The 12,526-nt window shown below is 40.4% G+C and carries 12 protein-coding genes; 10 read left to right on the forward strand and 2 right to left on the reverse strand.

What is annotated here, in order from left to right:
- Positions 1-147: 147 nt before the first annotated feature.
- From spxA to IGI66_RS04770, 6 genes are all read left to right on the forward strand, one after another.
- Entirely contained in the window at positions 148-546 is a 399-nt protein-coding gene (gene spxA / locus IGI66_RS04745; RefSeq protein ID WP_010781381.1) for a transcriptional regulator SpxA, read from the forward strand.
- A 201-nt stretch (positions 547-747) separates the two neighbouring features.
- Positions 748-1,392 carry an adaptor protein MecA gene (locus IGI66_RS04750; RefSeq protein ID WP_010781380.1) on the forward strand — a complete coding sequence of 215 codons (645 nt, stop codon included), beginning with the start codon at positions 748-750 and terminating at the stop codon, positions 1,390-1,392.
- A gap of 147 nt (positions 1,393-1,539) precedes the next feature.
- Positions 1,540-2,532 (forward strand): competence protein CoiA, encoded by a 993-nt coding sequence (locus tag IGI66_RS04755; RefSeq protein WP_438847816.1) that lies wholly within the window; start codon positions 1,540-1,542, stop codon positions 2,530-2,532.
- 170 nt (positions 2,533-2,702) lie between these two features.
- Positions 2,703-4,520, forward strand: coding sequence for an oligoendopeptidase F (gene pepF / locus IGI66_RS04760; protein ID WP_438847818.1), 1,818 nt, complete (start codon positions 2,703-2,705; stop codon positions 4,518-4,520).
- 293 nt (positions 4,521-4,813) lie between these two features.
- Positions 4,814-5,992 carry a class C sortase gene (locus IGI66_RS04765; RefSeq protein ID WP_086305626.1) on the forward strand — a complete coding sequence of 393 codons (1,179 nt, stop codon included), beginning with the start codon at positions 4,814-4,816 and terminating at the stop codon, positions 5,990-5,992.
- Position 5,993: 1 nt separating this feature from the next.
- Positions 5,994-7,172 carry a class C sortase gene (locus tag IGI66_RS04770; protein WP_438847820.1) on the forward strand — a complete coding sequence of 393 codons (1,179 nt, stop codon included), beginning with the start codon at positions 5,994-5,996 and terminating at the stop codon, positions 7,170-7,172.
- Between the two features lie 34 nt (positions 7,173-7,206).
- Here the strand turns inward: IGI66_RS04770 and IGI66_RS04775 are convergent, their stop codons facing one another.
- On the reverse strand, positions 7,207-7,857 hold the full coding sequence (locus IGI66_RS04775; RefSeq protein ID WP_010781375.1) for a DsbA family protein: 651 nt from the start codon (positions 7,855-7,857) through the stop codon (positions 7,207-7,209).
- Entirely contained in the window at positions 7,854-8,462 is a 609-nt protein-coding gene (locus IGI66_RS04780; protein ID WP_438847822.1) for a CYTH domain-containing protein, read from the reverse strand. Before IGI66_RS04780 ends, IGI66_RS04775 begins: the two co-directional genes overlap by 4 nt.
- Positions 8,463-8,667: 205 nt before the next feature.
- Here IGI66_RS04780 and IGI66_RS04785 point away from each other — a divergent pair, with 205 nt between their 5' ends.
- The 4 genes from IGI66_RS04785 (at position 8,668) to mgtE (ending at position 12,503) form a co-directional block, all read left to right on the forward strand.
- Entirely contained in the window at positions 8,668-9,333 is a 666-nt protein-coding gene (locus IGI66_RS04785; RefSeq protein WP_010781373.1) for a GTP pyrophosphokinase, read from the forward strand.
- A complete protein-coding gene (locus IGI66_RS04790) occupies positions 9,305-10,108 on the forward strand; it encodes an NAD kinase (RefSeq protein ID WP_010781372.1) in 804 nt (267 codons plus the stop codon). Before IGI66_RS04785 ends, IGI66_RS04790 begins: the two co-directional genes overlap by 29 nt.
- Before the next feature lie 4 nt (positions 10,109-10,112).
- Complete coding sequence (locus tag IGI66_RS04795; RefSeq protein WP_438847825.1) at positions 10,113-11,006, forward strand: RluA family pseudouridine synthase; 894 nt, start codon at positions 10,113-10,115, stop codon at positions 11,004-11,006.
- A 126-nt stretch (positions 11,007-11,132) separates the two neighbouring features.
- Entirely contained in the window at positions 11,133-12,503 is a 1,371-nt protein-coding gene (gene mgtE / locus IGI66_RS04800) for a magnesium transporter (protein WP_438847827.1), read from the forward strand.
- Positions 12,504-12,526: the final 23 nt, after the last annotated feature.

The raw sequence follows: 12,526 nt of genomic DNA on the forward strand, positions 1-12,526 counted from the left end.
GCCTAAATTAAATAACGTTAATATTTGTAAAAAAAAAGACAATGTCCTCTTTTTTTTGTTACCTTTTTTTTGTATAATAGAAACAGATAGCAGGAAGTACTGATTATCTGTTACAAAAATTGAGAGTCAAGAAAAGGAGTGATATGCATGTTAACACTATATACTTCCCCTAGTTGTACATCATGTCGGAAAGCACGTGCTTGGCTACAGGAACATGAGATTCCTTATGTTGAACGAAATATCTTTTCTGAGCCATTGAACATTGATGAGTTGAAGGCCATTTTACAAATGACTGAAGATGGGACTGAAGAAATCATTTCAACCCGTTCGAAAGTTTTCCAAAAGTTGAACATGGATTTAGATGAATTGTCACTGAAGGAATTGTTGGATTTAGTGAGAGACAATCCTGGATTATTACGTCGTCCGATCATGATCGATGAGAAACGTTTGCAAGTAGGATTTAATGAAGATGAAATTCGTCGATTCCTACCGCGTGATGTTCGCCAATATGAATTACGTCAAGCCCAATTAATGGCTGGATTATAGAATAAATACCTCGCGGTTGCGAGGTGTTTTTTTGATTCTCTTTTTTTCTAAGGGGAAAATTTCTTGAGTGCACAGCCTTTATAAATGAGTGTTTCCTCTTTTGTTTATAGGAATTTAATAAAATTCGATGGCTTTCTTTACTTTTAACCGGAATCAGTTACAATGAACATATAATCTATCTTTAAAGTGAGGTGTGCCAAGATGGAGATGGAACACATCAATGAAAATACGATCCGAGTCATTATTGAGAATGAAGATCTAGCGGAGCGCGGTATTACTTTCTTAGATCTACTAGGAAATCATCGAGAAATCGAATCCTTCTTTTACAGTATTTTAGAAGAAGTAGATATCGAAGATGAGTTTAAAAGTAGTGAAGCGGTAACGTTTCAGGTCCTTCCGAAAAATGACGGATTGGAACTATTTATTAGTAAAAACTTGACACCAGAAGACATCAACAAGATGAACAATTCGACGGAGTTCGAAACGAATGATTTTGACCAACTGATTCGTCAACAAATTTTAGCAAACTCTGAAAGCCTTGAAGAGGACGAAGTAACAAGTCGCTTACGGGTTTTTCAGTTGAATAGTTTTGAGGATATGATTGAATTAGCAAGTTATCACTTTTTAGATGAAGCTTGGTGTGATTTATATCTGTTGAACGAGACTTATTATTTACAAGTCTACTTTGATCCTGAAATTTTCGGTGAGTTTGGTTTATCAGACGTGATTGCTGAAGTTTTGGAATATGCGCAAGATTCTTCTGTGTCGACAGAAATGTTAGAAGAATATGGGAAGCTTTTGATGCATCGTGAAGCGATTGAAATTACCCGTGCTCATTTTAATTAAATAGTTTGATGTTACAGCCTTCGTTCGTTTGAACGAGGGCTTTTTTTGATTTTCAGTATATTTGTCGAATGGAATAAACGCTTCTACAAAAAATAGGCAGGTTTGAATGCAATTGCGTATCTTTTTTTGAGGTGATGAGAATGATATTTGCTTATACTGAAAAAAAAAGAGATGGTACAAGCTTCGGAAGTTGAAAAGAAACAACACGTTTTTTGTCCAGATTGTGGTGAAGGATTGATTCGAAAGGCAGGCCAAATCAAGATTCCTCATTTCGCTCATGGAAGACACTCGGAGTGTCATGGCTTAAGTGAAGGAGAGACACCGGAACATCTGGGAGCAAAATGGTTTTTTCATGAATGGGGAAATCACTTTGACGAAACGTGGCAGTTGGAAACGCCATTGCCAGATCTACCGCAACGTCCAGACCTGCTCCATGAACGTATTGCGGTGGAAATTCAATGCTCCCCATTGAAAAGCACGCGCTTAGAAGAACGTATCCACGGGTACCGGGACAAAAACTATCAGGATTGGTGGTTATTAGGAAAAAAGCTTTGGCCAAAAGAAAAATTTACGGTATTGCAAAAACAGTTTTGTTCCTTCGATAAAGAACGAGGGGTGCACCTATGGCTGTTAGGAGATAATCAAATTCGATTGCTTTATCATATCCATGAAGTCGATGAAATGATTTATTCAGAAGAACGGTGGTCGGAGTCTTCCCACCCGTTAAAAGAAATTTATCATTCCTGTGTTGCAAAACGTCCGCCCCATCTTTACCTAACTAGTGAAAGTATCAGTCAAAGAAAACAGGAATTGAGTCTCAAGCTTGTTCAAAGCAATCCCAGAGTCCGAGTGTTGCAAGAATATCTTTATAGTGAGCGTAGACATTTGTTGTATTTGCCTAATTGGGTATATTTTCCCAGCCGCTATTCTTTTTTCTATCAGGAAGATCTTCTTGTATTTCGCTACTTGTTTCAAAAGGAAGCTAAGAACGCTTCCCGAATCTTTCAGAAATTTTTGGAATTCCGTCAAGAGAATCAGAAAGAATGGCTGTTTTATAGAATTGACCAGCGCGAAATTTTAGAGAGAATGTATCTTGAGGCTATTTTTTGTCAAAGAAAGGCTAAAGTTTTATCCCCCTAGCAGTTTTCCAAATTACTTTTTTCTAAATTGTGGTAAGATTGAGGATGAAAAATACAATCGATTATCCTTTACTTTTACGTAGTAAAACGACTGAAGTGTAAAGATAAACGTTCATACATGCTGCTTTTTTCTAATGGAAAAAGTACGAAAATAGAGTTAGGAGTGTAGTTATGAGTGAGGCAAAGCAATTACCAACGCGTCAAGAAGTACCAGCGGAGTTGACTTGGGATTTAACCAAAATCTTTGTTGATGATGCTGCTTTTGAGAAAAAATTTCAAGATTTAGCGAATGAATTGACCGAAGTAACCAAGATCAAGGGAAGTCTAAATCAAGGAGCAACAGAATTTTTAATGGCGATTGACTATATTTTGGATATTTATCGCAAAGCGGAGGTCATTTATGTCTATGCTCATTTGAAAAACGATGAAGACACGGCTAATACGACCAACCAAGCACTTTACGCCAGAGCATCTAGTCTGATCGCGCAGGTCAGTGAAGCGGTTAGCTGGTTTGAACCGGAAATGTTGCAGCTTTCGGACCAAGAAATTTGGGCTTTCTTTGAGGCTGAACCAAAACTTGAGTTGTACCGTCACTTTGTTGAACAAATCATTTCAGAAAGAGCCCACGTTTTACCTGCTGAGCAAGAAGCCTTGTTAGCTGGAGCCAGTGAGATTTTTAGCAGTTCAGCGGATACTTTTTCAATTATGAATAACGCGGATTTGAAATTCCCGGTTGTAAAAAATGAAGAAGGGGAAAATGTTCAATTGACTCATGGGGTCTATGGACAGTTACTCGAAAGTACGGATCGCACAGTTCGCGAGGAGGCATTTAAGGCCTTATATTCCGTTTATCATCAATTTCGAAATACGCTGGCAACAACATTGAGCACGCATGTAAAAGGGCATAATTATAAAGCAAAAGTACGCGGCTATACGTCTGCCCGCCAAGCCGCATTGAGTGGGAATCATATTCCAGAGGATGTTTATGAAACATTGACGCTCGTGGTCAACCAATATTTACCACTGCTGCATCGGTATGTGGAATTGCGTAAAGAATTGTTGGGTCTGCCAGAGTTGCATATGTATGACCTGTACACACCGCTATTAGCAGAAGCGCCAATGAAGTTTACTTATGAAGAAGCGCAAGAAAAAGCGCTTGAAGCGTTAAAACCTTTAGGGGAAGAATACTTAGATGTCGTCAAAAAAGCATTTGCAGAGCGCTGGATCGACGTTGTAGAAAACCAAGGCAAACGCAGCGGTGCCTATTCTTCTGGGGCCTATGATACGCAACCGTACATTCTTTTAAACTGGCACGACCGATTAGATGAGCTTTACACACTCGTCCATGAAATGGGCCACAGTGCCCATAGCTATTTTACCCGTCACACACAGCCTTATGTCTATGGAGATTATTCAATCTTTTTAGCAGAAATCGCGTCTACGACGAATGAAAATCTGCTGACGAGCTACTTATTAGAGACGGAGAAAGATCCGAAAATTCGTGCCTATATTATCAATCATTACTTAGATGGATTTAAAGGAACCATTTTCCGTCAAACACAGTTTGCTGAATTCGAGCACTTTATTCATACGGAAGATGCTGCTGGAACACCACTGACTAGCGAACATCTTAGCAAGTTTTATGGTGAACTGAATGCGAAATACTATGGGCCGATCGTCGTTAACGATGAGGAAATAAAAGACGAATGGGCAAGAATTCCGCATTTCTACTATAATTATTATGTTTATCAGTATGCGACAGGTTTTTCAGCGGCAAGCGCATTAGCGAAACGGATCGTTGAAGGGGAGCCAGATGCTTTAGACAAGTACTTAACGTATTTAAAATCCGGCAGCAGTGATTATCCGATCGAAGTAATGAAAAAAGCGGGCGTGGATATGACACAACCGACATATATCGAAGATGCTATGGAAATTTTCGCTCGCCGGTTGGATGAGTTAGAAGAATTGGTAGCAGAATTAAAAGAATAATAGCGTGAGTGAGCAGAGGTGACAGCCTCTGCTTTTTTTTCGGTTCAATGGCATTTCATGGAGGCGAAAGCGAAAAAAGAAAAGGATTCGCTAGTTTTATTTTTTTAAAATGTGGATAAATAGAGGCGAAGGACTTATTAAAAGTGGATATCTAAGGGTTTAAACGTTTTCTCAATAAAAACTTAATAATTAAGGCCAATGTATTCAAATAATTGAAAAAAATTTTATAAACGGAATTTCTCTTTTGATAATAATTATGAGAAAATTAGCATAAGTATAGGGGGTGGGTAAAGATGAGCAAACCAAATAAAAGAGACAAAATCGATTTGTTTTTGAAGCTATCGATTGCCGTCATGTTTATTGCGGGTTTTCTGATTTTTATGTACCCATTCGTCGTTGATTCTATCAACAACTATGTAGATCAGCAGCGTTTGGAAGCCGTGCAGGAAAAGATGGAGTCGCGTTCTGAGTCGGATAAGAAAAAGCGTCTTGAAAGACTTGAAAAAGAAAATAAGAAGTTAAAAACCATTATTCCTGGTGCGGGCAGCTTCGATGATCCATTTGAGTCTTCGTTGCGAGGAACGAAAAGTCCCAAAAAGGAATACTATGAAAAGCATATGATCGGCGCGGTATTTATTCCGAAAATACAAGTTAGTTTGCCTGTATACGATGAAACCAATGATTTCCTATTGGATAAGGGCGCAACTGTTTTACAAGGAACGTCTTTTCCTGTTGGCGGGAAAGGAACACATTCAGTGATAACGGGTCATACAGGCTTGCCAGAGAAAAAGCTTTTTACCGACCTGGAGCTGTTGAAAAAGAAAGACCGTTTTTTCTTACATATTGAAGGAAAGAAACTCGCTTATCAGGTTGATCGCATCAAGAAAGTAAAACCTGATAATTATGCGGCACTTAAAATAGAGCTGGATCGAGATTTAGTGACGTTGTTGACCTGTACACCTTATGGGGTAAATAGCCATCGATTGCTCGTTACAGGCCATCGAGTAGCCTACCCAGTAGAGGCTGCAAAAAAAATCAAAGAGACTGAATCCTACCACCGGCAACGAGTCTATTATCTTGTAGCAGGATGCTTGTTCTTTGCAGCGCTTTTTGGCTATTTTGTCTGGCGCAAGATCATCCTTTATCAATCGAAGAAGCGCGAGTATACCTTTGTCTTTTATCTCTATAAAAATGGCGAACCTTTACCGGGGGTTCGAGCGTTACTGACGCAAAAACGAGACGTTGTTCGGATAGATGGCCGCCTTGTCCACACAGTCAGTGATGCCTATGGAAAGGTTGAATTCAAGCAAATCCCTGGTGGTGTTTACCGGGCAGAGACCGAGAATGGCTTAAGTGTGAAAGGGAAAGTATGGCGATTGAAGGACAAGAAATTCAAAATTCTCAAGCATCGCGGATACAAGAATATCAAACAGAAAATCAGACATTTTATTATTGAAAGCAAGGTGAACTAGCGTGAAAGGCGCACCTAAAAAAAAGAGTCCGAAGAGACAAATGGTCAGCAAGATTTTTATGATACTGATTTTCTTAGTCGGGTTATTAGTAATGACGTACCCTTTTTATATCAATGCGATGAATGATTTTATCGATCAAAAGCGGATGGAAGAGGTTCAACGAAAAAATCGAGAACAAAACATAGAACAAGTACGTAAAGCGAAAGAACGAATGAAGCAACGCAATGAAGAGCTGAAAAAAAACGGACTGGTCCCTAAAGCACCGCCTTTTACAAACAGCAATGAACGGAAAATTGTAGGGGATGCTTACATTCGCAAACACCTAATTGGTGCGATCAGTATTCCGGCGATCGAGATCACGTTGCCGCTATTTGACACAACAAATGAGAAGCTGCTGCAAGAGGGAGCCACTGTTTTGCAGGGAACCTCCTATCCAACAGGAGGGGCAGATACACATTCCGTCATTTCTGCTCATAGCGGATTGCCAGAAAAAAAACTATTTACCGATTTGGAAGATGTGAAAATTGGAGAAGTCTTTGTCATTGACCTTTTTGATGATAAATTAGCTTATGAAGTAGAAAAAATAGATATCGTCGAACCTTCAGACACCTCCGTAATTACGATTGAACCTGGACGTGACATCGCTACATTGCTTACCTGTACACCGTACATGATCAACAGTCACCGACTTTTAGTTACGGGACATCGCGTCCCCTATACAAAGAAAATGGCGCAAGCAATAAAAAAGGCTGACGACACACGAAAATCAAAAGAATTGTTGGTTTTGATTGGCGTTGCATTGACCGTTTTACTTTTACTTTTTGGAATATACCGTGCGGTTCATAGCTATCTTTTGCGGAGTAGGCGTTTCAATTTGACTATTCTTCGAATGGATCAAGAAGGAAATCCCTTAACTGGAAAAGAATTCGCTTTATATACAAAGAACGGAAAGCAGTCGATTCAACGAGAGGGCCTTCCATTTATGGCGACAACAAATGAGGAAGGGCGCGCCCGATTTGAAAATATTCCGGGTGGTGTATATGTTGTCAAAGAGAGTGACACGGTCGGATTCAAGGCTGGAATCAAGAATTTAAGACAAGATCGTATTACTCTCTATCTAAATAAGCAGCAAAAGAAGTATATTTTCACAAAAGACAATGCGGTGTATCTAAAAAAATAAAGCGTCATTGCCAATCTCGGCAATGACGCTTTTATTAAATCAACGATAAATGATGGTCAATATCTGGAGAGTGTCTCATGGGTGCATGTTTACTCTCGATTTCTAAGAAAGCAAGCAGCGCTTCCTTCGTGTTATATGTATCTAAAATATGGTGGATCGCGTCACAACCTTCAATGCGAATCCCGGCATCACAGTTACTTCCGTAATTGTAGATAACCGCAGAAGGGTGAGAGGTGATTTCCATTTCATGGGCGATTTGCTGATCTGTCAGGAAAGATTCTTGCACAAAAGCAGAATGCCGATCCTCTAAAAACATTTCTAAGTCTCCGCCCACTTTCGTGAACAATTGAATGGCTAATTTTTTCGAGTAGGGTTGTTTCTGTTCACCGACTGCCTTTTGCAGTTCAATCAAAAAGTCCCGCCCGCGTTTTTTTCCTTGAAGATGCGCTGCTTTGACATCTAAAGCAGCAGAATGTATCTCTTGAGACAATTCTGTTCGTAACTGAATATCTTTTTCAGAGCCGCCGATTCGCTGCATGAATTCTGAAACAGTATTTAGATTCATGATGGGAACCAAACGTAATTGAATTTTCATATCGTATTTGTTGATCAAATCAATAATTCGTTGTTCAATTGACAAACATTTTTTTCCAATTGGATTCACAAACAAATAAATCTCAATCACTGAAGTCCCTCCATCTCTTTATGTTGTTCTTGCAATGCCGTCACTGCTCGAACAATCTTATTTTGTGTGTGGCGATAGGGTAGATCATGACGCTTGAGGAGCTGTTTAAAATCGAGTTCTTCAAAAGTTGAATCAGGTACTTCAAGTTCTAATTCAAAATCATGCTGATCACTGTACCAGCTTTCATCTAAAGCCAGTTTTCCTTCTGGGATCATAAACTCTGCCCTCTTTGTGACTAATTTCCCAATAAGGTGCACGTCTTGTAATCGAATCTTTAAATCCTTTAGCCAATCAGAAATCTCGTTTGCCTCAGGTGTGAATTGCTCACTTTCCATGGCGTTGTCAACTTCTGATAGCGACAAGAGGTCAGTGACCTCTAATAGCCCGATCGGTTGGGGAACCTTTAATGTCGCTTCTGCACGATCTGAGAAACGCCTGATTCTTAAACCCATACCATGTTGCTTTAATTGGAAATCAACTGTATCGAAATAAAGATTCGTTTGTGTGACAAATTGGTTATCCGTAACACGATAGAAACGTAACAAGTGCTCGTATTCAGTTTTTGTTAACATACTTTTGAATTCGATTTCAATCTCTTTACTCAATCTTATTTTACTCCTGATTTCAGAATATTCCTAATATAAGTCATCCTCACATAGAATAACCTGATTAGTCAAACGATTAGAATCAAATACATGAAAATGTTAGTATTTTGTAATATTTGTCAAAAGACAAAAATGTGGCAATTCTTTCTATTGAAAGTTTATGATAAGATAGGTAAGGAATGGAAAGAGAAGCGGGGGATACACGATGGAGAGAGACTGGGATACATTTCTAGCGCCCTATGAATTGGCAGTTGCTGAACTAAAGATAAAATTACGGGGATTACGTAAACAGTACCGAACGAGCGGGGGGCATGTTCCAATCGAGTTTGTTACTGGACGAGTAAAACCATTAGAAAGTATTATCAACAAAGCAGAGCTTCGGGGAATCCCTATGAATCGTTTAGAAGAAGAGATGTCTGATATGGCAGGGATGCGTATCATGTGTCAGTTTGTTGAAGACATCCCTTTAGTTGTAGAGATATTGCGACGACGCAACGATATGAGGATCATACAGGAGCGAGATTACATCACGAACCGAAAGGCGAGCGGGTACCGTTCCTATCATTTAGTTATCGAATATCCGGTACAGATGTTAGAAGGGGAAAAGAAACTGTTAGCTGAAATTCAAATCCGAACGTTGTCTATGAACTTTTGGGCGACGATCGAACATTCAATGAATTATAAATATAAAGGACAGATTCCTGAGGATATTCAAAAACGCTTATTCCGAGCAGCAGAAGCCGCCTATCAATTGGATGAAGAAATGTCCAGTATTCGCGGAGAGATTCAAGAAGCTCAGCATTTATTCAATCGTAAGGAACAGAAAAAGGAAGTGAGACGACATGAGTCTACGGATCGGAATCATCCATAATCAAGAAGAAAAATCGATTCAAGTATTGCAGCGTTTGCGCAAGTTATTAGCAGAAAAGGATGATTTAGAAATCGTGGATCGTAATCCCGAGTTAGTGATCACCATTGGCGGAGACGGGACTTTGTTGTCCGCGTTTCATCGATACAACCATCGCCTGGATGAAGTACGCTTTCTTGGCGTACATACTGGACATTTGGGATTTTATACAGATTGGCGTGACTATGAGCTGACGGAGCTTGTAAACAGCTTGAGCGCCGAACAAGGAAAAAGTGTCAGCTACCCTCTTTTAGACGTTGTGTTAACAACGAACGAAGGGGAGCAAAAACATTTTTTGGCCTTGAATGAGTCCACGATTCGTAAAGGCAGCCGCACGATGGTAGCAGATGTCTATATTAAGGAAGAGTTGTTTGAGCGTTTTCGAGGAGACGGGTTGGCAATCTCTACTCCGACCGGTTCGACTGCTTATAATAAGAGTGTTGGGGGAGCAGTGGTTCATCCTAGCATCAACGCGATGCAATTGGCGGAGATTGCTTCATTGAATAATCGTGTTTTTCGAACGCTCGGTTCGCCTAGTATTATTGGGTCTCACGAGTGGATCGACGTACGGCTAAAGAGCAATGAATACCATTCGATCACGATTGATCAACTGGATATCAACAGAAAAGACATCACATCGATCAAATATAAGATTGCTGAAGAGCGGATTCATTTTGCTTCCTATCGGCATATGCATTTTTGGCATCGCGTGAAAGATGCCTTTATTCGAGAGGATTAATTAAGTGGAATTTAATTGGACTTATCACGAGCAGACTCCTTTGCTCGTAAGAACTTTTTTAAAGCATCAAGGAATATCAAAAAAATTATTGGCAAAAATCAAATTTCAAGGTGGGAAAATTTTAGTGAACAGGGCAGAACAAAACGTCTTGTTTTCTTTAAAATCCCATGATATTGTAACAGTTGTGATTCCAGATGAAGCGCCTCATGAAACCTTATTGGCGGACGATGTGCCGATTGACATCGTTTTTGAAGATGAGCATTTATTGGTTGTTAACAAGCCAGCAGGGATCGCCTCGATTCCAGCACAGTATCATCCAAGAGGAACAATGGCGAATCGGGTGAAAGCTTATTATGTGGCGCAAGGGTATGCCAATCAGGTCGTTCATGTCGTTACGCGATTAGACAGAGACACATCTGGTTTGATGTTGTTTGCGAAACACGGCTTTGCTCATTCAAAATTGGATCAAAGCTTGCAACAGAAGCGATTTGTTAAAAAATACCAAGCCTTGGTTTCTGGAGAAGTGGCCTCTTTACGTGATCATGGCACCATTTCTTTACCAATCGGCCGTGACTTGTCTTCGTTGCTAAAGCGGCAAGTGATCGAGACAGGACAGAAAGCTGAAACTGAGTATTGGCTAGAAAAACGAAACAAACGGTGTGCTTTAGTAGATATTCAACTGCATACGGGAAGAACACATCAGATTCGAGTTCATTTTTCGGCGATCGACTGCCCGTTGCTAGGAGACGACCTTTACGGAGGAGCTATGGATCAGGGAATTGACCGTCAAGCTCTGCATTGCTATTCACTATCGTTCCCGCATCCCTTCGATGCAAAACGATTGTCCTTTGAATTGCCTTTAGCAGAAGATATGGCCGATATAGCAAAAAAACTATAGTACGATGCGCGATGCCAGGCAAAAGCACTATTAGATTACGAGATAAGTGATCAGTATCGCTTTTCATGGGAATACATGATCGAGAATCAAGAAAATGAGTACATAACTACGAGGTAGGTGAGATTGATGGATGAAAACCAAGAAGAGCTAGAGATACATTTCCAACAATTACGGGAGGAACTGAGCCAGAGTGAGCTGCAGGCATTTCGTGATCATTTTTTGGAGATGCATTTTTATGACCAGGGACAATTTTATCAATCTTTGACCGAGAAGGAACGACAACAGGTCTATTCCTACTTATCACCGAAAGAATTGGCGGATATGTTTGACGTCATTGAGGAAGACGACGACCATGTGGATGATTATTTAAATGAAATGCGTCCGCAATATGCTGCGGACATGCTGTCAGAAATGTATACCGATAATGCAGTGGATTTGCTGAATGAATTAGATAAGAAGCCAGTCGCGAAATATCTAAGTTTGATGGATTCAGAACACGCTAACGAGATTCGAGAATTGCTTCACTATGAAGATGACACTGCGGGCTCATTGATGACGACAGAATTCGTTTCGATCGTCGCTAATCAAACGGTTCGCTCTGCGATGTATGTATTAAAGAGAGAAGCGCAAATTGCTGAAACGATTTATTATACGTACGTGGTCAATGATGACAATCAACTGGTAGGCGTTATTTCGCTCCGCGATCTGATCGTGAATGACGACGATACGATGATTTCTGATGTAATGAGTGAACGTGTGATTTCCGTGCATGTAGGAGATGATCAGGAGGATGTGGCGCAAACCTTCCGTGATTACGACTTTCTTGCGTTGCCTGTAACAGATTACGAGGATCACTTATTAGGGATCGTAACAGTCGATGATATCATTGACGTAATCGATGATGAAGCGGCGAGTGATTACTCCGGACTTGCGGGGGTCAATGTTGAAGAGGTTAATGAAAATCCAGTTAAGGCGGCTTCGAGACGCTTGCCTTGGTTGATCACACTGTTGTTCCTCGGGATGACGACCGCGACCCTTATCAATCATTACGAGGCGTTAGTCAGTAAAGCAAGTATTCTGGCAGTTTTCATCTCACTGATCACCGGGACTGCTGGAAACGCGGGCACCCAGTCTCTTGCTGTGGCTGTGCGGCGCTTGGCGATCTCGGATGACAAGGAGAAAAATTTCGGCAAGCTCGTGGTTGGTGAAATTCTAACAGGGTTAGTGACGGGGCTTGTCACAGGGGTAACGATCTTTATTATCGTTGGGATATGGAAGCATAATTTTATTCTAGGATTTGTCATCGGAACAGCGATGATGGCGGCTATTACAGTAGCGAATTTGGCTGGCAGCTGGATTCCAATGATCATGGAAAGATTAGGATTTGACCCCGCTGTAGCAAGCGGGCCCTTTATTACAACGCTGAGTGATTTGACGAGTGTTTTGATTTATTTTAATATTGCTAGTCTCTTTATGGAACGATTTATTGGAAGTTAATGATTCAAAAAGACATATGCTGA

This window comes from Enterococcus sp. AZ048, from assembly GCF_051715125.1.
In the GTDB taxonomy this organism is placed as follows: domain Bacteria; phylum Bacillota; class Bacilli; order Lactobacillales; family Enterococcaceae; genus Enterococcus_A; species Enterococcus_A gilvus.